General features: G+C 53.9%; 19 protein-coding genes and 1 other RNA gene. 16 read left to right on the top strand and 4 right to left on the bottom strand.

From position 1 onward, the window contains the following. Positions 1-27: 27 nt before the first annotated feature. The 3 genes from RTN40_RS10730 to selO all read left to right on the top strand — a co-directional run bounded on the left by RTN40_RS10730 (position 28) and on the right by selO (position 2,956). Entirely contained in the window at positions 28-492 is a 465-nt protein-coding gene (locus RTN40_RS10730) for an NlpC/P60 family protein (protein WP_312228445.1), read from the top strand. A 244-nt stretch (positions 493-736) separates the two neighbouring features. Further along, positions 737-1,450 carry an EAL domain-containing protein gene (locus RTN40_RS10725; protein ID WP_312228444.1) on the top strand — a complete coding sequence of 238 codons (714 nt, stop codon included), beginning with the start codon at positions 737-739 and terminating at the stop codon, positions 1,448-1,450. Between the two features lie 63 nt (positions 1,451-1,513). Beyond that, on the top strand, positions 1,514-2,956 hold the full coding sequence (gene selO, locus RTN40_RS10720) for a protein adenylyltransferase SelO (RefSeq protein WP_312228443.1): 1,443 nt from the start codon (positions 1,514-1,516) through the stop codon (positions 2,954-2,956). Between the two features lie 30 nt (positions 2,957-2,986). On the opposite strand, the gene aroH is transcribed toward selO, so the two are convergent. Further along, positions 2,987-4,033, bottom strand: a complete 1,047-nt coding sequence (aroH, locus tag RTN40_RS10715) for a 3-deoxy-7-phosphoheptulonate synthase AroH (RefSeq protein ID WP_312228442.1) — start codon at positions 4,031-4,033, stop codon at positions 2,987-2,989. 154 nt (positions 4,034-4,187) lie between these two features. Beyond that, the gene (locus RTN40_RS10710) at positions 4,188-5,021 is read right to left on the bottom strand and encodes a pyruvate, water dikinase regulatory protein (RefSeq protein ID WP_312210977.1); all 834 of its coding nucleotides are present in this window, start codon (positions 5,019-5,021) and stop codon (positions 4,188-4,190) included. A 326-nt stretch (positions 5,022-5,347) separates the two neighbouring features. Here RTN40_RS10710 and ppsA point away from each other — a divergent pair, with 326 nt between their 5' ends. The 3 genes from ppsA to RTN40_RS10695 all read left to right on the top strand — a co-directional run bounded on the left by ppsA (position 5,348) and on the right by RTN40_RS10695 (position 10,231). Further along, positions 5,348-7,723, top strand: coding sequence for a phosphoenolpyruvate synthase (ppsA, locus tag RTN40_RS10705; protein ID WP_312228441.1), 2,376 nt, complete (start codon positions 5,348-5,350; stop codon positions 7,721-7,723). A gap of 223 nt (positions 7,724-7,946) precedes the next feature. Continuing rightward, complete coding sequence (locus RTN40_RS10700; protein WP_312228440.1) at positions 7,947-8,966, top strand: hypothetical protein; 1,020 nt, start codon at positions 7,947-7,949, stop codon at positions 8,964-8,966. 632 nt (positions 8,967-9,598) lie between these two features. Continuing rightward, positions 9,599-10,231 carry a hypothetical protein gene (locus RTN40_RS10695; RefSeq protein WP_312228439.1) on the top strand — a complete coding sequence of 211 codons (633 nt, stop codon included), beginning with the start codon at positions 9,599-9,601 and terminating at the stop codon, positions 10,229-10,231. Positions 10,232-10,491: 260 nt separating this feature from the next. Here RTN40_RS10695 and rprA read toward each other — a convergent pair. Together rprA and ydiK are read right to left on the bottom strand one after the other, a co-directional pair. After that, an RNA gene (rprA, locus tag RTN40_RS10690) (antisense sRNA RprA) lies at positions 10,492-10,599 on the bottom strand. Positions 10,600-10,794: 195 nt separating this feature from the next. Beyond that, positions 10,795-11,907, bottom strand: coding sequence for an AI-2E family transporter YdiK (gene ydiK / locus RTN40_RS10685; protein WP_312228438.1), 1,113 nt, complete (start codon positions 11,905-11,907; stop codon positions 10,795-10,797). Between the two features lie 207 nt (positions 11,908-12,114). Here ydiK and RTN40_RS10680 point away from each other — a divergent pair, with 207 nt between their 5' ends. From RTN40_RS10680 to RTN40_RS10635, 10 genes are all read left to right on the top strand, one after another. Beyond that, positions 12,115-15,171 (top strand): FAD-binding and (Fe-S)-binding domain-containing protein, encoded by a 3,057-nt coding sequence (locus RTN40_RS10680; RefSeq protein ID WP_312228437.1) that lies wholly within the window; start codon positions 12,115-12,117, stop codon positions 15,169-15,171. After that, positions 15,168-15,578: a 1,4-dihydroxy-2-naphthoyl-CoA hydrolase gene (gene menI / locus RTN40_RS10675; RefSeq protein ID WP_312228436.1), complete on the top strand. Its 411-nt coding sequence runs from the start codon at positions 15,168-15,170 to the stop codon at positions 15,576-15,578. Before RTN40_RS10680 ends, menI begins: the two co-directional genes overlap by 4 nt. A 210-nt stretch (positions 15,579-15,788) precedes the next feature. Next, entirely contained in the window at positions 15,789-16,703 is a 915-nt protein-coding gene (lpxP, locus tag RTN40_RS10670; protein ID WP_312228435.1) for a kdo(2)-lipid IV(A) palmitoleoyltransferase, read from the top strand. Positions 16,704-17,304: 601 nt separating this feature from the next. Then, a complete protein-coding gene (gene sufA / locus RTN40_RS10665) occupies positions 17,305-17,673 on the top strand; it encodes a Fe-S cluster assembly scaffold SufA (protein ID WP_312228434.1) in 369 nt (122 codons plus the stop codon). An 8-nt stretch (positions 17,674-17,681) separates the two neighbouring features. Further along, on the top strand, positions 17,682-19,181 hold the full coding sequence (gene sufB / locus RTN40_RS10660) for a Fe-S cluster assembly protein SufB (RefSeq protein ID WP_312228433.1): 1,500 nt from the start codon (positions 17,682-17,684) through the stop codon (positions 19,179-19,181). Between the two features lie 17 nt (positions 19,182-19,198). Beyond that, on the top strand, positions 19,199-19,945 hold the full coding sequence (gene sufC, locus RTN40_RS10655; RefSeq protein WP_312228432.1) for a Fe-S cluster assembly ATPase SufC: 747 nt from the start codon (positions 19,199-19,201) through the stop codon (positions 19,943-19,945). Continuing rightward, entirely contained in the window at positions 19,920-21,191 is a 1,272-nt protein-coding gene (sufD, locus tag RTN40_RS10650; RefSeq protein WP_312228431.1) for a Fe-S cluster assembly protein SufD, read from the top strand. The genes sufC and sufD overlap by 26 nt, the downstream gene beginning before the upstream one ends. Next, positions 21,188-22,408, top strand: coding sequence for a cysteine desulfurase SufS (sufS, locus tag RTN40_RS10645; RefSeq protein ID WP_312228430.1), 1,221 nt, complete (start codon positions 21,188-21,190; stop codon positions 22,406-22,408). The genes sufD and sufS overlap by 4 nt, the downstream gene beginning before the upstream one ends. 13 nt (positions 22,409-22,421) lie before the next feature. Beyond that, positions 22,422-22,838, top strand: a complete 417-nt coding sequence (gene sufE / locus RTN40_RS10640; protein ID WP_312228429.1) for a cysteine desulfuration protein SufE — start codon at positions 22,422-22,424, stop codon at positions 22,836-22,838. 99 nt (positions 22,839-22,937) lie between these two features. Next, the gene (locus tag RTN40_RS10635; RefSeq protein ID WP_409418525.1) at positions 22,938-23,957 is read left to right on the top strand and encodes a L,D-transpeptidase family protein; all 1,020 of its coding nucleotides are present in this window, start codon (positions 22,938-22,940) and stop codon (positions 23,955-23,957) included. Positions 23,958-23,991: the final 34 nt, after the last annotated feature.

Raw genomic sequence — 23,991 nt, 5'->3', positions numbered from 1 at the left:
AATAATAAAGCAGAGGATCCGCCCCGAATGCGCCTATGGTTTGTTTTCGCCGCCGTGCTTTTTTTAGCAGGGTGCAGCCACCACCAGGCTCCACCGCCGAACCCACGGCTGGCAGACTCGATCACTGTTATTGCCAACCTTAACGATCAGCTCAGCCACTGGCGGGGCACGCCCTATCGTTACGGTGGTATGAGCCGGGGCGGCATCGATTGCTCCGGATTTGTGCTGATGACCTTCCGGGATCGGTTCGATTTGCGTCTACCAAGAGAGACTCGCCAGCAGGCGAAAGTGGGAACAGAGATTAATAAAGACGATCTGCTGCCGGGGGATCTGGTCTTCTTCAAAACAGGCTCCGGCGAGAGCGGCCTGCACGTTGGGATCTATGATACCGATAATCAGTTCATTCACGCCTCTACCAGTCGGGGAGTGATGAAGTCCTCTCTCGATAACGTCTACTGGCGTAAGAAATTTTGGCAGGCACGAAGAATTTAATTTTCTCGCTATATCATGTAAACGGAGCCATAACATGGCTCCGTTTTTATTTAGTATGACGTAACATTTTCACATTTTGAAAAATATTTACTCAATATATTAATGCTTACTGATGAGAGAGATGATAATTATCAACTATCGTACTAATTTATAAGGACTGACTGGCAATTATCTTTCTCCCAGGATAATCTTATTACTGGCAAGGGATTGTCTGAAATTATTTTGGGATCGTGGAGCAGACGCAATGATTGTATCGCTCGACAACGCCTGGTGCTCTGAACTGCTATTCAACCCGGCGCGCGATGCGCAGGGGCAGCTACAGGGGCTTGAAATTGTCGTTAACTTTGTTGGTATAGACCCCGACGTGCGCATTCCTGCAGAGCTGGTGCTGCCGCGCCTGACGTCGCAGCAGGCTATTGCGCTTTTTAATGAACAGCTGGAGTTGATTGATACCTGCCAGCTCTTTTTTATTCAGCATAATCTTATCGCATGGATCAATATTTCTCCGGTTATAGCCGGTGCACTTTTAATGGATGAGAAGCTGGCCGCGGCGGTAAATCGTTTCCCCTTTATCGAGTTTACCCTCAATGAAAATTACCCGCAGCTGGACAGGGGGAATGAGAATCCTTTACTGGTTCAGCTGGCTAATCGTTATTCCCTGGTGCTGACGAATTTTGGTGCGGGCACGGCCTCGACCCGGGCCATATTTGACGGCCTATTTACCCGCATTGCGCTGGATAAACATTTTGTTAATCAGCGCCTCAGGGCGCGATCGTTTCAGCCATTTATGCAGGCTATTGTCACTCAGGTAAAACCTTACTGCCGCTCAATGATGATTGCGGGCATAGACAGCGAACACACGCTGAAGAAAGTGACGCCGTTTGGCTTTAGCGCAATGCAGGGACGCCTGTGGCCGCCGGTGCCTCCACAGCAGGTTACTCAACTGGTGCAGGGATAACCGCGCACTCTGCCAGTGTTTATTCCTCCTGATACCTTCTACACTACAGGAAGAGGAGGAACCATGACCCTTTCGTTTACTACACACTGGCGCGATGAGCTGCCGGGCTTTTACACCTCGCTTTCCCCTACGCCACTGCGCAATGCACGCGTGCTGTGGCATAACGCTGCGCTGGCCCAGACGCTGGGCGTGCCCGATGCGCTTTTTGCCCCTGCTGAGGGGGCGGGCGTCTGGGGCGGTGAAACGCTGCTGCCGGGCATGTCGCCGCTGGCTCAGGTCTATAGCGGGCATCAGTTTGGCGTCTGGGCAGGTCAGCTGGGCGATGGCCGTGGCATCCTGCTCGGCGAGCAGCAGTTGGCCGATGGCAAAACGGTGGACTGGCACCTTAAGGGGGCAGGGCAGACGCCTTACTCCCGTATGGGTGACGGACGCGCCGTGCTGCGCTCGACCATTCGTGAAAGTCTGGCCTCAGAGGCTATGTACTATCTGGGGATCCCGACCACCCGGGCACTGGCCATTGCCACCAGCGACACGCCGGTAGCGCGAGAAACCACCGAGCGGGGAGCCATGCTGATGCGCATCGCGGAGAGTCATCTGCGCTTCGGCCATTTCGAACACTTCTACTACCGCCGTGAGCCGGAGAAGGTCCGCCAGCTGGCCGACTTTGCCATTCGCCACCACTGGCCGCATCTGGCCGATGAGGGCGACAAATATGTGCTCTGGCTGCGGGATATTGTTGCACGTACCGCAACGCTCATTGCCCAGTGGCAGGCGGTAGGCTTTGCCCACGGCGTTATGAATACCGACAACATGTCGATTCTTGGCCTGACCATCGACTACGGTCCGTTCGGCTTTCTGGATGATTATCAGCCCGGATTTATTTGCAACCATTCCGACTACCAGGGGCGCTATCGTTTTGATAATCAGCCTGCCGTTGGCCTGTGGAATTTACAGCGTCTTGCTCAGGCACTGTCGCCCTTTATTGATGTTGATACCCTGAACAACGTGCTGGATGAGTATCAGCAGGTGCTGTTGGAGCAGTACGGAAAACTGTTGCGGGGTAAACTGGGCCTGTTTACCGAGCGGCGCGGCGATAACGAACTGCTAAACGCGCTATTTGCTCTGATGGCGCGAGAGGGCAGCGACTACACCCGAACGTTCCGCATGTTGAGCAGCACTGAACAACACAGCGCCAGCTCGCCGTTGCGCGATGAGTTTATCGATCGCGGCGGATTTGACGCCTGGTTTAGCGACTATCGTGCGCGGCTGCAGAGCGAGCAGATTGATGACGCCGAGCGCCAGCAACAGATGAAAAGCGTTAACCCGGCGCTGGTGCTGCGTAACTGGCTGGCCCAGCGGGCCATCAGCGATGCTGAACAGGGCGACACCCAAGAGCTGGAGCGTCTGCACATGGCGTTACGCGATCCCTTTAGCGATCGCAGTGATGACTACGTCAGCCGACCACCTGACTGGGGTAAGCATCTGGAAGTAAGCTGTTCAAGCTAGAGAAGGCTGCCCGCCACGGCGGGCAGTATTTCAGAGGCGGGTTGCCACGGCGTCGGAGAGCTTCTCCATCAGCAGCGTCGTGTCTTCCCAGTGTAGGCACGGGTCGGTAATCGACTGCCCGTAGGTGAGCGGTTGCCCGGCGATAATCTTCTGCGTCCCTTCCTGGAGGAAACTCTCCGCCATGATCCCGGCAATGGCTGTCGAACCGCTGCGGATCTGCTGGCAAACGTCGTCGCATACATCAAGCTGGCGACGATGCTGCTTCTGGCAGTTGCCGTGGCTGAAATCCACCACCAGATGTTCAGGCAGGGAGAACTCGCTCAGCGTTCCGCAGGCCTCGGCAATCGCCTCGGCGTGGTAGTTAGGCGTCTTGCCGCCGCGCATAATGATGTGGCCATAGGGGTTACCGCTGGTTTGATAGATGGTCATCTGCCCGTTCTTGTCCGGGGAGAGGAACATATGACTCGCCCGTGAGGCACGAATGGCGTCAACCGCAATGCGGGTATTGCCATCCGTACCGTTTTTAAAGCCTACCGGACAGGAGAGCGCCGAGGCCATCTCACGATGGATCTGGCTTTCGGTGGTGCGCGCCCCGATTGCCCCCCAGCTGATGAGATCGGCAATAAACTGCCCGGTCACCATATCAAGAAATTCGGTAGCCGTCGGTACGCCCAGCTCATTTACCTGTAATAGCAGCTTACGCGCCAGCTCCATACCGTGGTTGACTCGATAGCTACCATTAAGATCCGGATCGGAGATCAGTCCTTTCCAGCCCACGACGGTACGGGGCTTCTCAAAATAGGTACGCATGACAATCTCAAGCGTATCCTGGTGTTTTTCGCGCAGCCCCTGCAGCCGGTGAGCGTAATCCATCGCTGCATCAAGGTCGTGGATCGAGCAGGGACCCACAATGACCAGCAGTCGGCGATCTTCGCCGTTTAATATTCTCTCAATCCGCCGACGCGAGGCGTTAACGTGTTCCGCCACCGGCCGGGAGACAGGATACCGCTGGGCCAGCTCGGCCGGGGTCACCAGACTCTCTATGCGCGCAGTGCGGAGTTCATCAGTTTTGTTCATGACTTATCTCAGAAATTTGTGGCTTCAACGGCAGACCTGCCGGAAGTGATGGGCATCACGATAAACCAATCCTTGACGTTTTCAAGTATGAGCGTGATGCACATCACAATGCTGCGGGCAATGATAGCGGAAAATGGCGAATTGTACTAGCTAATTAGTACATGCTGCGATTCAGTTTCATAATATCGAGGATCTTAGTGGCAATCTCCTCAACCGAGTAGTTGGTGCTGTTCAGGTAGGGGATATTGTTTTTACGGTACAGAGCTTCCACCTCGGCCAGCTCAAGCCGGCACTGGCGCATTGAGGCATAACGGCTATTCTCGACGCGCTCTTCGCGGATCGCTGCCAGGCGTTCGGCATTGATGGTCAGGCCAAACAGCTTATGCTGAAGCGGTTTCAAGGCAGCGGGCAGCACCAGATTATCCATATCATCGGCAATAAAGGGGTAGTTAGCAGCGCGAATGCCAAACTGCATCGCCAGATAGAGGCTGGTGGGCGTTTTGCCGCAGCGGGAGACCCCGAGCAGGATCACTTGTGCCTGCTCCAGATTGCGCATGGAGATGCCGTCGTCGTGGGCAAGAGTGTAGTCAATCGCAGCGATACGGGCGTCATATCGCGTCAGGTTCCCTGGATTGAGTCCGTGGGTACGGTGGGCGACTGCGCTAGGATCGAGCTTAAGTTCCTGCTGGAGCGGAGCAACCAGCGCCTGGACGATATCCTGACAGAAGCCCTGGCTCTGGGTAATGATGCTGCGGATCTCCGGCATGACGATAGAGTAAAAGACCAGCGGCCGCACGCCTGTCTGCTGAAAAATGGCATCAATCTGCTCCTTGACCGCATTGGCACGCTGGACGTTTTCGACGAACGGCAGCGTGATGCTGTGAATGGCAACGGGAAACTGCGACATGACCGCATGCCCGAGCACTTCTGCCGTAATGGCCGTACCATCAGAAATATAAAACACCTGGCGATCGGCTGAATTTTCCATTTTTTATCCCCCGTTTGCATGATGGTGTTAACGCTAAAAATAATTTAGGTACCATACTACTGCGCATTGCGCATTTGCACAAAATGAAATGCCGTTTTTATTTTTACTGAAATGTACATTTCACTTTTATTTTTCATGTATACAAAAAATCTCAAATAGAGTGCAACCAAATCAGCAGGTTACAAAATAGCGTGAAACTGTCCGAAAAATAGAAAAATAAATTTGCTTGAACGATTCACCGTTTTTTTAAGCGAGCCAGTTATGCCAGGATAAATAGGTACGTCAGGTGTTGCTAACTCAATCATATATCAAAAAAGGATTGTCCGATGTCCAACAATGGCTCGTCACCGCTGGTGCTCTGGTATAACCAACTCGGCATGAATGATGTTGACCGCGTTGGGGGCAAAAATGCCTCCCTGGGTGAAATGATTACTAACCTGTCTGAAACTGGCGTATCTGTCCCGAACGGATTCGCTACCACGGCGGATGCGTTCAATCAGTTTCTCGATCAAAGCGGCGTCAACCAGCGTATCTACGAACTGCTGGATAAAACGGACATTGATGATGTAGGCGAACTGGCGAAGGCCGGGACGCAGATCCGGCAATGGATCATCGATACCCCTTTCCAGCCGGAGCTGGAAAAAGCCATCCATGAGGCCTATGACCAGCTTTCGGAGGGTGATGCCGAGGCGTCGTTCGCGGTGCGCTCATCCGCCACGGCGGAAGATATGCCGGATGCCTCGTTTGCCGGTCAGCAGGAGACCTTTCTCAACGTTCAAGGCTACGATGCGGTGCTGGTGGCGGTGAAGCACGTCTTTGCTTCACTGTTTAACGATCGCGCCATCTCCTATCGTGTGCATCAGGGCTACGACCACCGTGGTGTGGCGCTCTCTGCCGGCGTGCAGCGCATGGTACGTTCGGACTTAGCCTCTTCCGGCGTCATGTTCTCCATCGATACGGAATCCGGCTTCGATCAGGTGGTGTTTATCACCTCTGCCTGGGGGCTGGGCGAGATGGTCGTCCAGGGGGCGGTTAACCCGGACGAGTTTTACGTGCACAAGCCGACGCTGGCGAACGACCGCCCTTCCATTGTGCGCCGCACCATGGGCTCGAAAAAGATCCGCATGGTCTATGCCCCGAGCCAGGAGCATGGTAAGCAGGTAAAAATTGAAGATGTTCCTGAAGCTGACCGCGACATTTTCTCCCTGACCGATGATGAAGTTCAGGCGCTGGCGAAGCAGGCGGTGCTGATTGAGCAACACTATGGTCGCCCGATGGATATCGAGTGGGCAAAAGATGGTCATACCGGCAAGCTGTTTATCGTGCAGGCCCGTCCGGAAACCGTGCGTTCCCGTGGTCAGGTTATGGAGCGCTATACGCTTCATGCTCAGGGTAAAGTCGTTGCCGAAGGCCGTGCCATTGGACACCGCATTGGCGCTGGCCCGGTGAAGGTCATTCACGATATCAGCGAAATGAACCGTATTCAGCCTGGTGATGTGCTGGTAACGGACATGACCGACCCGGACTGGGAGCCGATCATGAAAAAGGCGGCGGCGATCGTGACCAACCGCGGCGGCCGTACCTGTCATGCAGCGATCATTGCTCGCGAGCTGGGCATCCCGGCGGTGGTGGGCTGCGGTGATGCGACCGAACGCATTCGCGATGACGAGAAAGTCACCGTCTCCTGTGCTGAAGGTGATACCGGCTATGTCTATGCCGAGATGCTCGACTTTAGCGTGCAGAGTTCCAGCGTAGATACCATGCCCGATCTACCGCTGAAGATCATGATGAACGTCGGCAACCCGGATCGCGCTTTTGATTTCGCCTGCCTGCCAAACGAAGGCGTTGGACTGGCGCGTCTGGAGTTTATTATCAACCGCATGATTGGCGTGCACCCGCGTGCGCTGCTGGAGTTCGACGACCAGGAGCCGGGCCTGCAAAACGAAATTCGTGAGATGATGAAGGGTTACAAATCACCGAAGGACTTCTACATCGGGCGACTGAGCGAAGGTATTGCCACCCTTGGCGCGGCCTTCTGGCCGAAACGCGTTATCGTGCGGCTCTCCGATTTTAAATCCAACGAGTACGCAAATCTGGTAGGTGGGGAGCGCTACGAGCCGGAAGAGGAGAACCCGATGCTCGGCTTCCGTGGCGCGGGCCGCTATGTCTCTGATAGCTTCCGCGACTGCTTTGCCCTTGAGTGCGAGGCGGTAAAATACGTGCGTAATGATATGGGGCTGACCAACGTCGAAATTATGATCCCGTTCGTCCGAACCGTTGATCAGGCGAAAGCGGTAGTAGATGAGCTGGCGCGTCAGGGTCTGAAGCGCGGCGAGAACGGGCTGAAGGTGATCATGATGTGCGAAATTCCGTCCAACGCCCTGCTGGCGGAGCAGTTCCTTGAGCACTTTGACGGTTTCTCTATCGGCTCGAACGATATGACGCAGCTGACGCTGGGCCTGGATCGCGACTCCGGCGTCGTATCTGAACTCTTTGACGAACGTAACGAGGCGGTTAAAGCGCTGCTCTCGATGGCAATCCGCGCGGCGAAAAAAGAGGGCAAATATGTCGGTATCTGTGGTCAGGGACCATCCGATCACGAGGACTTTGCTGCCTGGCTGATGGAGGAGGGGATCGACAGCCTGTCGTTGAACCCGGATACCGTAGTTCAAACCTGGCTAAGCCTCGCTGAAATCAAGTAATAGTTCATCATCTTCTTAAAGCCTCCCCAGCCCGGGGAGGCTTTTTTATTTGTTACCGATTTGTCTTTGGTCGAAACAATTTCTGTTGATGTGACGACGCCTTGGTTTATTTACCCATATCGAACTACCCTTACAGAGGCTAAAGCTGAAGCCATTCCAGCTCTATTTTTTTAACCGTCGAAAATTGCGACATAAGCCGTAAGGTTATAAGGGAGAAGAAAAGATGGCCGATCAACATGTACATGTCCGAAACGATTACGATGACATATATACGCCGGGTAGAGGCGTCCCCCTAAAACGTATTTCATGGAGTGCAGTGTTTGCCGGTGTCATTATTTCAATGGTGCTCTACCTAATCCTTTCTATTCTCGGCACCGCGATTGGTGCCAGCACTATCGATCCTCTGGAAGAGCAAGATCCGATGGGGGGTATCGGCATGGGAGCGGCCATCTGGACTGGCTTGAGCATGCTGATCGCCATTGCCGCAGGGGCCTATGCCAGCGGCAGGCTGGCACAGCGAGAGGGTGCTTTACATGGTCTGTTGATGTTTGGCGTCAACACCATCATTAGCGCCTGGTTCGTCGTTATGCTGGCGAACAGTGCGGTCACCGGTGCCATGAATATTTTGGGGGCTGGTTTGCAGGCGGTAGGCAGTGGCGTCACGGCGGTTGCACCGTCAGTTAAGGATATGGCGAAAGAAAAACTCGCAGAGAATAATATTAATCTCGACAGCTTACAGGACGAGCTTGAAACCACGCTGCGACAAACTGGGAAACCGGAACTGCAGCCAGAGGCGCTGCAAAATCAGGCGCAGAATGAAGCCAACAATGCTCAGAACCAGGCGGCAGCGACGGCTAACACCCCGCAGACGGCTGATACTGATATCGCCGGTTTTATTAAAGGCTTAATCGACAGAAATCAGAGCACCTTCCAGGCAGCCGACCGTGAAGCACTGAAAAATATTATTCAGGCGCGTACCGGTAAATCTGATGCCGAAGCGGAGCAGATAGTTGCTCAGACGGAAAAAAGTTATCAGGAAGCGCGGGCGAAATTTGATGAGCTGAAAGCGCAGGCGGAGCAGAAAGCCCGTGAAGCGGGTGAGAAAGCGGCAGCCGCTACGGCCAAAGCCAGCTGGTTCACCTTCTTTATGCTGCTGATTGAAGCGGTACTGGCAGGTGCAATGGGCATGGTGGGACGCCGCACTCAGCCGCGTCAGGTAACCACACACGATCGCACCCGATAATTTCGACTGTTATTGAATACAAAGCCAGACCCCGGTCTGGCTTTTTTGTGCAATCTTTAGGGTGGAAATATTTTATCGGTAACATAGTGATTATTGCGATGCATCAAAACTCTATACTCACCACTAACATTAATAACACTATCCTAAGCTATTTGTGGTGTTTTGATGTATTTGTGCTTAAGAGTAATCTGGCTCTGTTGACAGCTGATCGACATATAAACATAATGCATGGGTGGCGTCATTATAAATCCTATAAGGCTATAATACCTAAATATAATTATGGGCCGAGGATTTTATCGTCAAGATTTTATATTTTTAGTTACCAGTCGTGGCGAGCATGTTAACGTTATGCTGCATAGAAAACTTCCCCGGATAATATATAGCATCTGGTACGGCCTACCCGTCCAGAGGCTAAGCTAATGGCTTTTGGGATTAGTTTGATTGATGATGATGCGTGTTCTTTCGATGTAGGTCTGCTGTGGCAGGTTTTGTGGAGATAGAGCCTGTAGGGGCTATTTGGATAATTTTTGTGTCCAGCGTTTTAATTATGGCGCTATGCAAAAAAAGCTTAAATGAACTATTGATAATGCGATGGTGCAGCACTCATTAATTAGTGGCTGGAGAAGTTGAAAGTGAATAAAACATTGTTAGTGGTATTAATGGCACTAAGCGCTTCTGCTATGGCTGGTAGTTGTACCTATCCAGATGATATAGCCGCTGATGGTTCTATTTGTGGTGGCAGGGCTGCCTCTGTTCGTCAAGGTGGAAAAGTTCCACCTCCTGAACATACAGCTTTACCAGTCAATAACGATTTAACACCAACCAGAACAGATAAAATTATTCCTACAGGTTACGGTGATAATATTTTAGTAGCTGGTGATTACATTTATCCAGATAACGTAGAGTTTGCCTGCAATGGTGATTTGAATCTTACTTTCAATGCAGGGCGTTATTCTTCCAGCGTTGAAAAATCAGAAGTACCGGAGAACTGGTATAGCGTAGGGTTGGTAGCCCATAACCATAATTTAGGTGAACAGAATCATATCATTTATCCTAATGGGGTTGATGCGCAGAAAGTAAGTTATAACTTTAATAATGATGATACAGGTTATTTAACTATTGACAGCTTTCCCCATGTTTGGAATTTTGCAACGCTGGAAGTTAATTATTTAAAAGGTAAAGCCGTTAGTGCATCGCTTGTAGGTGATAACGATTTTAATTATCAGTGCAAACGTATTAACGTAGAAAACCCGTGGAAGGCTTAAATTATGAAGGACTATCCAGAAGGTAGTTCATTGAGTCCTACTGAACCTGTTCAAACACAACATCAGTGGGAAAATTGTAAATCAGGTTTACCGCTTGTATTATCTGATTAAAAAAAATGCCGCAACAAAGAAGCCCTCAGCGGTCAACGCTTCGAAAGGCTAAAACAGCCTTAGCAATGAGAGTCGCTATCATACCTTTACCCCATGCAGATTCTCTATCATTTAACGCTTATCTACTAGACAAGCGTAGATTTTGAACCTAAAAAAAAAGCCCATCGTGGGAGATGGGCAAAGACTACACACAGCAATTCGTTGTTTCACTCAGGGGATTTCCATGCTTATAAATCAAAGCCTTGATTTATAACCGTGCCTTAATAGTAGGCATACCCCTTATTAGCGTCGATCAGATTCGTCTCAATAGTTAACCATAAGTTACGATTTTGCGACAAGCAAAATAGGAGATATAGCGTATATATAGTGAGTTGAAGGGTCCGACCAGAAAGGAAATATAAATAATTGATAAGCGGGGCTTAATAGTAAAGCGGGTTCCCCCGCTTTATTGACTATTTATTATCCAATTTGTGATCGCTAACCTGTTCCAGCAGATTATCTTTAACCTCGTCCGGGGGAGGGACTTCGCGAACCCAGGCATCAAAAAGACGCCATGACACGGCGAGCAGAACCGGACCAATAAACAGGCCAATCATGCCAAAGGCAATCAGTCCGCCAATAACGCCGGAGAGGATCAGAATCAGCGGCAAATCGGCTCCCATGCGGATCAGCACCGGGCGGATGACGTTATCCAGCGTACCCACCACGCAGCTCCAGACCAGCAGCACCGTACCCCAGGTGGTATCCCCGCTCCAGTAGAGCCAGATAATGGCCGGGATCAGCACCGGCAGCGGACCAATCTGCACCAGACAGGAGAGGATCATGACGACGGTAAACAGGGTCGGATAGGGGACGCCGGTAACGGCCAGCCCAATGCCGCCCAGCACCGCCTGTACCAGCGCGGTCACGACGACGCCGAGTGCCACGGCGCGGATCGCCTGGGCTGCCAGCAGCACGGCGGTATCGCCACGACGACCAGCCAGCCGAGTTGCAAAGTGGCGGATGCCCTGGGCGACCCGCTCTCCGCGCCAGAATAGCAGGGCGCTGAACAGCAGCATCAGCGCACAGTGCATCATAAAGCGGCCAATGTGGGCCGCCTGGCCAACGAACCAGGTCGTGGTCGCGCCCAGATAGGGACGCACCTTAGCCATGATTGCGTTGCCGCCCATATCCAGCAGGTTATGCCAGCCGAGATAGAGATTGTGTCCTACCAGCGGAATGCTCTTCAGCCAGGCCAAATCCGGTGGCGTCAGATCGCCTGAGGTAATCGCGCGGATCACCGGGCCGCTGCCGTCAACAAGGCTATTAACCAACAGGGCAATAGGAATAACAAATACCAGGATTAAGATCACCGTCATACACAACACCGCCAGGGATCGACGGCCCGCCAGTACACGTTGGAAGCGTAAAAACAGCGGCCAGGTGGCAATGACGATGGTACCTGCCCATGCAAAGCTAAGAATGAAAGGTTGCACTATCCATAAACAGGCAACAATCATAACGGCTAAAAACAGCACCGAGAGCAGGATCTGAGCCACATCCCCGGGCTGACGACTATTGATCATAAGATCTATCCACCTTTTTGTTTTCGCCGAACCGTCGGCGCGGAGTCTGTTTAATTCAAGAATACGGCTGTTTATTTCAGCGTGTTCTGACCGCGCTATTTTGCCTGTAATTCAAAGGGGCGTAGCATAAAAAAATGTGATACAACGATAAACTCACAACGCAAACGATACACTTACAACATTAACAGTCAGGCAGGGTCAACGGTAATGATCCCACAGATTTCTCAAGCACCCGGTGTCGTTCAGCTGGTGCTAAATTTTTTGCAGGCACTGGAGCAACAGGGTTTTACAGGTGATACCGCCACGGATTACGCCGACAGGCTAACCATGGCGACCGATAACAGTATTTACCAGCTTCTCCCCGATGCAGTGGTTTTTCCCCGTTCAACCGCCGATGTTTCTCTGATCACCCGGCTTGCCGGTGAGGCCCGCTTCCAGTCGCTGGTCTTTACCCCGCGCGGCGGGGGGACAGGCACCAACGGCCAGGCGCTAAACCAGGGCATCATTGTCGATCTCTCCCGTTATATGAACCGCATCCTTGAAATAAACCCCGAAGAGGGCTGGGTACGCGTGGAAGCCGGAGTGATCAAAGATCAGCTTAATCAGTTTTTGAAACCGTACGGTTTCTTCTTCGCCCCCGAGCTCTCCACCAGCAACCGCGCCACCCTTGGCGGCATGATCAATACTGACGCCTCCGGGCAGGGATCGCTTGTTTACGGTAAAACCTCAGACCACGTGCTGGGCGTGCGGGCCGTGCTATTGGGGGGTGACCTGCTGGATACGCAGCCAGTATCGCTGGAGCTGGCACGCACTCTCGGCAAGGCGCAGACTGCCCAGGGACGGATCTATAAAACCGTCTATGAGAGCTGCTATAACCATCGTCAGCTGATTATCGATAAGTTTCCCAAGCTAAACCGTTTCCTGACCGGCTACGATCTGCGACACGTCTTTGATGATGAGATGACCACCTTCGATCTCACCCGTATCCTGACGGGTTCAGAGGGGACGCTGGCCTTTATTACTGAAGCGCGGCTGGATATCACGCCGCTGCCGAAGGTTCGTCGGCTGGTCAACGTCAAATATGACTCCTTTAACTCGGCGCTACGCAACGCCCCCTTTATGGTTGAGGCTCAGGCGCTGTCGGTTGAGACCGTTGACTCTGCGGTGCTCAACCTGGCGCGGGAGGATATTGTCTGGCACTCCGTGCACGATTTAATTACCGACGTGCCGGATAAAACCCTGCTGGGGCTGAACATCGTTGAGTTTGCTGGTGACGATGCGGAGCTGATTGATGAGCGGGTCAGCGCCCTTTGCCAGCGTTTGGATGCACTGATTGCTGCCGAGGAGGGCGGAGTGATCGGCTGGCAGGTATGCAGCGAGCTGGCAGGAATTGAGCGTATCTATGCGATGCGCAAAAAAGCGGTCGGGCTGTTGGGGAATGCCAAAGGCGCGGCAAAGCCGATCCCCTTTGCAGAGGATACCTGCGTGCCGCCTGAACACCTGGCGGACTATATTGTTGAATTTCGCGCCCTGCTTGACAGCCACGGGCTGAACTACGGCATGTTTGGTCATGTGGATGCAGGGGTGCTGCACGTTCGCCCGGCGCTGGATATGTGCGATCCGCAGCAGGAGATGCTGATGAAAAAGATCTCCGACGACGTCGTGGCCCTGACGGCGAAGTATGGCGGTCTGCTCTGGGGTGAGCACGGTAAGGGTTTCCGCGCTGAATACAGCCCGGCCTTCTTCGGCGAGCAGCTCTACGGCGAGCTGCGCAAAGTCAAAGCGGCGTTCGATCCGCAGAACCGACTCAACCCTGGCAAGATCTGTCCGCCAGCGGGCGTCGATGCCCCTATGATGCAGGTCGATGCCGTGAAGCGCGGCACCTTTGATCGACAGATCCCGATAAGCGTACGCTCCTCGTGGCGTGGGGCGATGGAGTGCAACGGCAACGGGCTGTGCTTTAACTTTGATGCAAAAAGTCCGATGTGCCCATCGATGAAAATCACCAGCAACCGTATCCACTCGCCTAAAGGCCGTGCCACGCTGGTGCGTGAATGGCTGCGGCTGCTGGCGGACCGCGGTGTTGATCCCATCAAGCTGGAGAAGGAGCTGCCGGAAAAACGCGCCAGCCTGCGGAGTCTGATCGAGCGTACCCGTAACAGCTGGCACGCCCGCCACGGCGAGTATGACTTCTCCCACGAGGTGAAAGAGGCGATGTCCGGCTGTCTGGCGTGCAAGGCCTGCTCGACCCAGTGCCCGATTAAAATTGACGTGCCGGAGTTTCGCTCGCGCTTCCTCCAGCTCTATCACACCCGCTATCTGCGTCCGCTGCGCGACCACGTTATTGCTAGCGTGGAGAACTATGCCCCGCTGATGGCCCGAGCGCCGAAGACTTTTAACTTCTTTATGAGCCAGCCGTGGGTACGCTCCCTGTCGGCTACCCATATTGGAATGGTTGATCTGCCTCTGCTGTCGGTGCCTTCCCTCCAGCAGCAGATGGTTGGGCATCGCTCAGCCAATATGACCCTCGACGAGCTGGAGCAGCTTAACGAAGAGCAGAGAGCAAAAACGGTGCTGGTGGTGCAGGATCCCTTTACCAGCTACTACGACGCTCAGGTAGTCGGCGATTTTGTCCGTCTCGTAGAGAGGCTGGGCTACCAGCCGGTGGTGCTGCCATTCTCCCCGAACGGTAAGGCGCAGCACATCAAAGGTTTCCTGACGCGCTTTGCCAAAACGGCGCAAAAAACCTCTGATTTCCTCACGCGGGTGGCGAAGCTGGGCATGCCGATGGTCGGCGTCGATCCGGCGCTGGTGCTCTGCTATCGCGATGAGTACAAGCAGACGTTAGGGGACAAGCGAGGGGAATTTAACGTTCAGCTAGTGCACGAATGGCTACCCGCCGCGCTGGCTACACGTGAGGAGCAGGCTCCGGGCGGTGAGGCCTGGTATCTGTTTGGCCACTGTACCGAGGTCACCGCGCTACCGGGCGCGCCGGGACAGTGGGCAAACATTTTTGCCCGCTTTGGCGCGAAACTTGAAAACGTTAGCGTCGGCTGCTGCGGCATGGCCGGAACCTACGGCCATGAGGTTAACAATCATACTAACTCGCTGGGGATCTACGAGCTATCCTGGCACCAGGCAATGCAGCGTCTGCCGCGCAACCGCTGCCTGGCGACGGGGTACTCGTGCCGCAGCCAGGTGAAGCGCATTGAGGGTAGCGGCGTGCGCCATCCGCTACAGGCTCTGCTGGAGATAATGGGATGATCTGGAAACGTACGGCTACCCTCGACGCGTTGAACGCAATGGGCGAGGGCAATATGGTAGGACTGCTTGATATCCGCTTCGAGCGCATCGGTGACGATGTGCTTGAGGCCTCAATGCCCGTTGACGCCCGCACACATCAGCCGTTTGGTCTGCTGCACGGTGGCGCGTCGGCGGTGCTGGCGGAAACCCTTGGCTCAGTGGCGGGCTATCTCTGCACCGAGGGCGAGCACAACGTAGTGGGTATTGAGATCAACGCCAACCATATTCGCGCCGTACGCAGTGGCCGGGTGCGGGGCGTCTGTTCCGCGCTGCATACCGGTGGCCGTCATCAGGTCTGGCAAATTGATATCTTTGATGAGCAGGATCGGCTGTGCTGTTCATCACGGCTGACTACCGCCGTCGTCTGAGATTTTGCGGCAGGTTAGGCCTGCCGTTTCCTACCAATCTATTTTTTTCTTCCCCAGATGTAGTTTTTTAAAAACATGCTAAAATCCGCGCGATTGAATCTTCGGCTAAAACTCTTGTCTTAATCGAAGACCGTAACGCTGACTGACCTAATGAAGGGATTCGTTGTTTCCTTAAGCGCTACTTATTATAAGCTTAAAGGTAACAAGGTTATGTGCGCTTCGTTTAAACTGGCTTTTCTGCATCCCCGTCACTGGTCAACCTGGTTTGGCCTTGCCGTTCTCTGGCTTCTCGTTCAGCTGCCGTATCCTTTGCTCTACCGCTTCGGCACCGGCCTTGGCCGTGTAGCGCGTCCGTTCTTAAAACGGCGGGAAAGCATTGCCCGGCGCAACCTTGAGCTCTGCTTCCCTGAAATGACGCCCGCGCTGCGCGAGACGCTCATCGACAGGAACTTTATGTCATTGGGCATGGGTCTGATCGAGACCGGTATGGCCTGGTTCTGGCCGGACAAACGGGTACGCCGCTGGTTCGACGTGGAAGGCTATCAAAACCTGGTCGAGGCGCAGAAAAAATATAATGGCGTGATGGTTGTTGGCGTGCACTTTATGTCGCTGGAGCTGGGTGGTCGGGTGATGGGTTTGTGCCAGCCGATGATGGCTACCTATCGTCAGCACAACAGTCCGGTGATGGAGTGGGTGCAGACCCGAGGCCGTATGCGATCCAATAAATCGATGATCGATCGTCGCAACCTGAAAGGCCTGGTTAGCGCGCTACGTAAGGGCGAAGCGGTCTGGTTTGCTCCCGATCAGGACTATGGCCGCAAGGGCAGCACCTTTGCCCCGTTTTTCTCCGTCAATGCTGCCACGACCAACGGTACCTATGTGCTGTCACGCCTCTCCGGTTCGGCAATGCTGACGGTGACAATGGTGCGTAAACCTGACGGTTCCGGCTATCAGCTGCATATCGGCGAGGCGCTGACGGACTACCCGGTGGATAATGAGTTCGAAGCGGCAAGCTACATGAACCGGGTGATTGAGCGCGAAATTATGCGCGCCCCTGAGCAGTATCTGTGGATCCATCGCCGCTTTAAAACGCGTCCTATGGGCGAAGCCTCGCTCTATCTCTGATTCTTAGTTAACGCTGCCTGCTGATGCGGGCGGCTTGTTCAGGCAGGCCTCACGCGAGGCCTGCGTTCATGCAACTTTTTTCCATCGCCGCCTTTTCGGGATGGTGGTTTTCGCAGTGAGTCTGATTCCGCAAACGGAACAGACGGCCCCGTGGGGGTGATGTATGTCAGGGCAAAAAGTTGTGAAGTTGAACTTAGAACCGTTGCAGACAGGGCACTTGAACTTGAGATTGGGGATAACCCCTCCGGCCCGTTGAGTTGAATGACTACCTTAGCACGTTTTTTAGCCAATTACAGATTGGATTTTATAACTAAGTAAATTATTTTAGTGCCAGCTACTCTAATCGCATAAATAGGCATTGCCTATACATGTTTCATTTTTGTTATAAGAAGCATGTTATCCTCTTTTAAAATCCATTAATATCAATAAATTACTTAAGTCAATCCTTTCCTGATAACCCTGGCAGCAGGGTCTATGCTTAATAGAAGTGTTCAAAAAGGACATCTAACGCGAATAACCCTGCGGATTAGAGGTTGAAGTGATAATCATTATCACTAACATAGCGTTATGTCCTTCTGACGTAATCGTGTGAGGTAAACCTATGGAATTGCATTCAGGGACTTTCGATCCAAACAATCCGGGCTGGCAGGGATTAATACTGACCCCTGCAGCGGCGGAACATATTCGTGCATTAACCAGCAAGCAGCCGGAGCTGAACGGGGTGCGTCTCGGCATCAAACAGACAGGCTGTGCAGGTTTCGGCTACGTACTGGATACCGTGACCGAACCAGCAAAAGACGATCTGCTGTTTGAGTTAGACGGTGCGCGCCTGTATGTCCCTCTACAGGCAATGCCCTTCATTGATGGAACAACCGTCGATTATGTGCGTGAAGGATTAAACCAGATATTTAAATTTTATAATCCGAAAGCTCAGCACGAGTGCGGCTGTGGTGAAAGCTTTGGGGTATAGGCGGTACTATGTCTCGTAATGTTGAGTCTCATAAAACTGAAGCAATGGACGATGTCCAGACCTGGTCAGGCCACCTTAACTATAAAGAGGGCTTTTTTACCCGGTTACAAACTGACGAGATGGCTCACGGCATCAATGAGGATGTTGTGCGGGCTATCTCGGCCAAACGAAATGAACCTGAATGGATGCTTGAGTTCCGCCTGAACGCCTACCGGGCCTGGCTGACCATGGAAGAGCCGCACTGGCTCAAGGCGCACTACGATAAGCTCAACTATCAGGATTACAGCTACTACTCCGCACCCTCATGCGGTAACTGCGACGACACCTGTGCCTCTGAGCCGGGAGCAGTGCAGCAGACGGGGGCCAACGCCTTCCTGACCAACGAGGTGGAAGAGGCGTTTAACCAGCTGGGTGTTCCGGTGCGTGAAGGCCGCGAAGTGGCAGTCGATGCCATTTTTGACTCGGTTTCCGTGGCGACCACCTACCGGGAGAAACTCTCGGAGCAGGGGATTATCTTCTGCTCGTTTGGTGAGGCTATCCACGATCACCCCGAGCTGGTGAAGAAATATCTCGGTACCGTCGTGCCGGGCAACGATAACTTTTTTGCGGCTCTGAACGCCGCCGTCGCCTCCGATGGCACCTTTATCTACGTGCCGAAAGGCGTGCACTGTCCGATGGAGCTGTCGACCTATTTCCGTATTAACGCCGAGAAAACAGGCCAGTTCGAGCGCACCATTCTGGTGGCCGATGAGGGGAGCTACGTTAGCTACATTGAGGGTTGCTCGGCCCCGGTGCGCGATAGCTATCAGCTTCATGCGGCGGTCGTTGAAGTGATTATCCATAAAGACGCGGAGGTCAAATACTCCACAGTGCAGAACTGGTTCCCCGGGGATAACAATACCGGCGGCATCCTGAACTTCGTCACCAAGCGCGCACTGTGCGAAGGCGAGAACAGCAAGATGTCCTGGACGCAGTCAGAAACCGGCTCGGCAATCACCTGGAAATACCCCAGCGTTATCCTGCGCGGCGATAACTCCATCGGTGAGTTCTATTCCGTGGCGCTGACCAGTGGTCATCAGCAGGCTGATACCGGCACCAAGATGATCCACATCGGGAAAAACACCAAATCGACCATCATCTCGAAAGGGATCTCGGCGGGGCAGAGCCAGAATAGCTATCGCGGGCTGGTGAAAATCATGCCGACGGCGACTAACGCACGTAACTTTACCCAGTGCGACTCCATGCTGATTGGGCCGGACTGTGGGGCGCATACCTTCCCCTACGTCGAGTGCCGCAATAACAGCGCCCAACTAGAGCACGAAGCGACTACGTCGCGCATTGGTGAAGATCAGCTCTTCTACTGCCTGCAGCGCGGCATTAGCGAAGAGGATGCGATATCCATGATTGTTAACGGCTTCTGTAAAGATGTCTTCTCCGAGCTGCCGCTGGAGTTTGCCGTAGAAGCACAAAAACTGCTGGCAATTAGCCTTGAACACAGCGTCGGTTAAGGAATAAGGGAATCCCTATGTTAAGTATTAAAGATTTACAGGTATCCGTTGAAGATAAAGAGATCCTGCGTGGCCTGAGCCTTGAGGTGCGTCCCGGTGAGGTGCACGCCATTATGGGACCCAACGGCTCCGGTAAAAGCACGCTGTCAGCCACCCTGGCCGGCCGGGAAGATTATGAAGTCACAGGCGGCAGCGTCCAGTTTAAAGGTAAAGATCTGCTGGAGCTGGACCCGGAGGAGCGCGCGGGGGAAGGCGTCTTTATGGCCTTCCAATACCCGGTGGAGATCCCCGGCGTCAGCAACCAGTTCTTCCTGCAAACCGCCCTTAACGCGGTACGCAAGCATCGTGGCCAGGAGGAGCTAGACCGTTTCGATTTCCAGGATCTGATGGAAGAGAAGATCAAGCTGCTGAAGATGCCGGAAGATCTGCTTACGCGTTCGGTCAACGTCGGCTTTTCCGGCGGTGAAAAAAAGCGTAATGACATTTTGCAGATGGCGGTGCTGGAGCCTGAGCTGTGCATTCTTGATGAAACAGACTCCGGTCTGGACATCGATGCGCTGAAGATCGTTGCCGACGGCGTGAACTCCCTGCGTGACGACAAGCGCGCGTTTATTATTGTTACCCATTATCAGCGCATCCTGGACTACATCAAACCTGACTATGTGCATGTTCTCTATCAGGGGCGGATTGTAAAATCAGGTGATTTTACGCTGGTTAAACAGCTGGAGGAGCAGGGCTATGGCTGGCTTACCGAACAGCAGTAACGCGCTGCAGCAGTGGCATCACCTGTTCGAGGCCCAGAGCGGAAACCGTTCAGAGCAGGCCCAGCAGCACCTGCAGCAGATGTTGCGCTTAGGCCTGCCGACGCGCAAGCATGAGGACTGGAAATATACCTCGCTGGATGGGCTGCTGAAGAGTCAGTTTGTCGCGAAAAGCAGCCGTATCAGTGTCGAACAGCGTGATGCCCTGGCACTGCCGGTGGATGCCCTGCGGCTGGTCTTTGTTGATGGACAGTTTAATGCAGACCTGAGCGACAGCCTTGATAACAGTGGGTACAGCGTGACGATCGGCGACGAGCGTAGCGCGCTGCCTGCGGCGGTTCAGCCGGAGGTATTTTTACATCTGACCGAAAGCCTTGCGATGAGCGTGACGTACATTCGCGTGGCGCGTAACCAACGGCCTTCTAAGCCGTTGCTCTTAATGCACATTACCCAGGGGATGGACGGTGAGGAGATGAACACCGCCCATTACCGTCACCATCTCGAGCTGGCCGAGAGCGCAGAGGCGACTATCTATGAGCACTACGTCAGCCTGAACGACAGAAGCCATTTCACCGGCTCGCGCCTGACGATGAACGTTGGTGCTAACGCGCAGCTGCACCATGTGAAGCTGGCCTTTGAGAACGCGGGTAGCTACCACTTTGCTCATAACGATCTCTTTATGGCTGCCGATGCCGCCGCCTGGAGCCACAGCTTCCTGCTCGGCGGGGCAGTGCTGCGCCATAATACCAGCACCCAGCTCAACGGTGAAAACACCACGCTGCGCATTAACAGCTTGGCGATGCCGGTTAACAATGAGGTGTGCGATACCCGCACCTGGCTTGAGCATAATAAAGGCTTCTGTAATAGCCGTCAGCTACATAAAACCATCGTCAGCGACAAAGGCCGGGCGGTATTTAACGGCATGATTAACGTGGCGCAACACGCCATCAAGACCGACGGGCAGATGACCAACAACAATCTGCTGCTGGGTAGACTGGCGGAGGTGGACACTAAACCGCAGCTGGAGATCTATGCCGACGATGTAAAGTGCAGCCACGGAGCGACCGTCGGCCGCATTGATGATGAACAGATGTTTTACCTGCGCTCGCGTGGTATCAATCAACAGGCCGCGCAGCAGATGATTATCTATGCCTTTGCCGCTGAACTGACGGAAGCCATCAGTGACGAGGCGTTAAAGCAGCAGGTGTTGAGTCGTATCGGTCAGCGCCTGGCAGGGGGCAACGCATGAGCTATTCCGTGAGCGACGTACGGGCGGATTTTCCCGTTCTGGGGCGTGAAGTTAACGGCGTGCCGCTGGCCTATCTCGACAGCGCCGCCAGCGCGCAGAAACCCAATCAGGTTATTGACGCCGAGGCCGAGTTCTACCGCCACGGCTACGCGGCCGTGCACCGGGGGATCCATACCCTGAGCGCAGAGGCAACGCAGCGGATGGAGAATGTGCGCGCCCAGGCGGCCGGTTTTCTTAATGCCCGGACGGCAGAAGAGCTTATTTTTGTTCGCGGCACCACCGAGGGCATTAACCTGGTGGCGAACAGCTGGGGCAGCAGTCAAATCCAGGCGGGGGACAACATCATCATTACGATGATGGAACACCACGCCAATATTGTTCCATGGCAGATGCTGTGTGAGCGAACTGGCGCGGAGCTGCGGGTGATCCCACTCAACCCCGACGGCACGCTGCAGCTGGACGTCTGGCGCGAGCTGCTTGACGATCGCACCCGCCTGCTGGCCATTACCCATGTCTCAAACGTGTTGGGTACTGAAAACCCTGTTGCGGAGATGACCGCGTTAGCCCATCAGCATGGTGCGAAGGTGCTGGTGGACGGTGCCCAGGCCGTGATGCACCATACCGTTGACGTCCAGGCGCTGGATTGCGACTTCTACACCTTCTCTGCGCACAAGCTCTACGGACCGACTGGCATCGGTATTCTCTATGTCAAGGAGGAGATTCTCCAGGCAATGCCGCCATGGGAAGGGGGCGGGTCGATGATCGCTACCGTCAGCCTGAAGGACGGCACAACCTATGCCCGGGCTCCCTGGCGCTTTGAGGCCGGAACGCCGAACACCGGCGGGATTATTGCTCTCGGTGCGGCGATAGAGTACGTCAGCGCGCTGGGCCTCGATAATATACAGACTTACGAGCAGTCATTGATGGAATATGCGCTGGCTGAAATGGCCAGTGTGCCAGATATCACGCTGTATGGACCTGCGCACCGCCAGAGCGTCATTGCATTCAATTTAGGTAAGCATCACGCCTATGACGTGGGGAGCTTCCTGGATAACTACGGCGTTGCAGTACGTACTGGTCACCACTGTGCAATGCCGCTGATGGCGTTTTATAACGTTCCGGCAATGTGTCGTGCATCGCTGGCTATTTACAACACCCAGGAAGAGGTGGATCGTCTGGTAGCCGGGCTGAAACGTATTCATCAGCTGCTGGGCTAACAAAGGAGCGGTTATGGCTGAATTACCCGATAAAGAGCGACTGCTGCGTAATTTTACGCGCTGCGCTAACTGGGAAGAGAAATATCTCTACATTATCGAGCTGGGTCAGCGTCTGCCGGCGCTGAGCGAGCAGGCGCATAGCGCCGAAAACACCATTCAGGGCTGCCAGAGCCAGGTATGGATCGTTATGCAGCAAAACGAGAGCGGCATCATTGAGCTTCAGGGAGACAGCGACGCGGCCATTGTCAAAGGGCTTATCGCCGTAGTTTTTATTCTGTATCAGCAGATGACGCCGCAGGATATTGTCGCTTTTGATGTCCGACCCTGGTTTGAAAAAATGGCCCTTGCCCAGCACCTCACCCCTTCGCGCTCCCAGGGGCTGGAAGCGATGATCCGCGCAATTCGTAACAAAGCCGCTAACATTAGCTAAACTGTTTATATAGCTTTCATCCTGTTACGTGAGGCGGATATCCGCCTCACGTAATTTTCAGCTTTCTGGCGCTGGGCCAGTGAATACGGGAACTTCAGTATGAAACGCGCGTCTCTAATAACAGTTAGCCTTATCAGCGCTTTTAGCGCTATTCAAACTGCCCAGGCGGCAGACTATTTACTGCCGCCGCCGGGTAGCCGTCTCATTGGGCAGAATCAGACCTATACCGTACAGCCACAGGATCGTAACCTGCAGGCAATAGGCCGCCATTTTGATACGCCCGCAATGCTGCTCATCGAAGCAAACAACACCATTGCGCCGGTGCCGAAACCGGGAACGGTAATGACGATCCCTACGCAGATGCTGTTGCCTGATACGCCCCGGGAGGGGATCGTGATTAATCTGGCCGAGCTACGGCTCTATTTCTATCCGCCGGGTGAAAACAGCGTGCAGGTCTATCCTATTGGCATTGGTCAGCAGGGACTTGAAACGCCCGTCACGCTGACTCGAGTAAGCCAGAAGATACCTAACCCCACCTGGACACCACCAGCGGGCATACGAGCGCGCTCGCTGGCGAAGGGCATCACGCTACCCACTGTTGTTCCTGCGGGGCCTAATAACCCGTTAGGACGCTTTGCGCTGCGTCTGGCGGAGGGAAGGGGAGAATATCTCATTCACGGGACTAACGCGCCTGACAGCGTCGGCCTGCGCGTCAGCTCCGGATGTATCCGTATGGCCGCTCCTGACATCCAGGCGCTCTTTTCTCAGGCATCAACCGGGATGCCGGTGCGCATCATTAACGAGCCTGTGAAGTACTCCGTGGAGCCTGACGGCAAACAGTATATCGAGGTGCACCGTCCGCTTTCGCAGCAGCCGGAGGAGAATACGCAAACCGTGCCTATTTCGCTGACGGCGACCTTTAGCGATAGCATTCGCCAGGCGGGAGGGGATCGGTTAACGATTGATAAAGCAATGCTACGGCGTGCAGGCTACCCAGTGAGCGTCCCGGTAGCAAAGAGCGAATCGGGTCCGACAGCGGTGCTGTCAGCACACAACAGCGGTTCTTCAGCAGTGACCGAAGCAGGGAGTGAGAGTTCAGGCTTGACGATGACGCAGTAGCGATAGAAGTTGATAAATCGCAGGCAAAAAAAAT

Source organism: Pseudescherichia sp., from assembly GCF_031987975.1.
Classification (GTDB): Bacteria; Pseudomonadota; Gammaproteobacteria; order Enterobacterales; family Enterobacteriaceae; genus Pseudescherichia.
The sequence above is the reverse complement of the archived record's forward strand: the minus strand, read 5'-3'. Positions and strand labels throughout refer to the sequence as shown.

Excerpts from the sequence above, each read along its gene's own strand:
- RTN40_RS10730 (WP_312228445.1), top strand. The coding sequence starts at position 28 with ATGCGCCTATGGTTTGTTTTCGCCGCCGTGCTTTTTTTAGCAGGGTGC.
- RTN40_RS10725 (WP_312228444.1), top strand. The coding sequence starts at position 737 with ATGATTGTATCGCTCGACAACGCCTGGTGCTCTGAACTGCTATTCAAC.
- selO (WP_312228443.1), top strand. The coding sequence starts at position 1,514 with ATGACCCTTTCGTTTACTACACACTGGCGCGATGAGCTGCCGGGCTTT.
- aroH (WP_312228442.1), bottom strand. The coding sequence starts at position 4,033 with ATGAACAAAACTGATGAACTCCGCACTGCGCGCATAGAGAGTCTGGTG.
- RTN40_RS10710 (WP_312210977.1), bottom strand. The coding sequence starts at position 5,021 with ATGGAAAATTCAGCCGATCGCCAGGTGTTTTATATTTCTGATGGTACG.
- ppsA (WP_312228441.1), top strand. The coding sequence starts at position 5,348 with ATGTCCAACAATGGCTCGTCACCGCTGGTGCTCTGGTATAACCAACTC.
- RTN40_RS10700 (WP_312228440.1), top strand. The coding sequence starts at position 7,947 with ATGGCCGATCAACATGTACATGTCCGAAACGATTACGATGACATATAT.
- ydiK (WP_312228438.1), bottom strand. The coding sequence starts at position 11,907 with ATGATCAATAGTCGTCAGCCCGGGGATGTGGCTCAGATCCTGCTCTCG.
- RTN40_RS10680 (WP_312228437.1), top strand. The coding sequence starts at position 12,115 with ATGATCCCACAGATTTCTCAAGCACCCGGTGTCGTTCAGCTGGTGCTA.
- menI (WP_312228436.1), top strand. The coding sequence starts at position 15,168 with ATGATCTGGAAACGTACGGCTACCCTCGACGCGTTGAACGCAATGGGC.
- lpxP (WP_312228435.1), top strand. The coding sequence starts at position 15,789 with ATGTGCGCTTCGTTTAAACTGGCTTTTCTGCATCCCCGTCACTGGTCA.
- sufA (WP_312228434.1), top strand. The coding sequence starts at position 17,305 with ATGGAATTGCATTCAGGGACTTTCGATCCAAACAATCCGGGCTGGCAG.
- sufB (WP_312228433.1), top strand. The coding sequence starts at position 17,682 with ATGTCTCGTAATGTTGAGTCTCATAAAACTGAAGCAATGGACGATGTC.
- sufC (WP_312228432.1), top strand. The coding sequence starts at position 19,199 with ATGTTAAGTATTAAAGATTTACAGGTATCCGTTGAAGATAAAGAGATC.
- sufD (WP_312228431.1), top strand. The coding sequence starts at position 19,920 with ATGGCTGGCTTACCGAACAGCAGTAACGCGCTGCAGCAGTGGCATCAC.
- sufS (WP_312228430.1), top strand. The coding sequence starts at position 21,188 with ATGAGCTATTCCGTGAGCGACGTACGGGCGGATTTTCCCGTTCTGGGG.
- sufE (WP_312228429.1), top strand. The coding sequence starts at position 22,422 with ATGGCTGAATTACCCGATAAAGAGCGACTGCTGCGTAATTTTACGCGC.
- RTN40_RS10635 (WP_409418525.1), top strand. The coding sequence starts at position 22,938 with ATGAAACGCGCGTCTCTAATAACAGTTAGCCTTATCAGCGCTTTTAGC.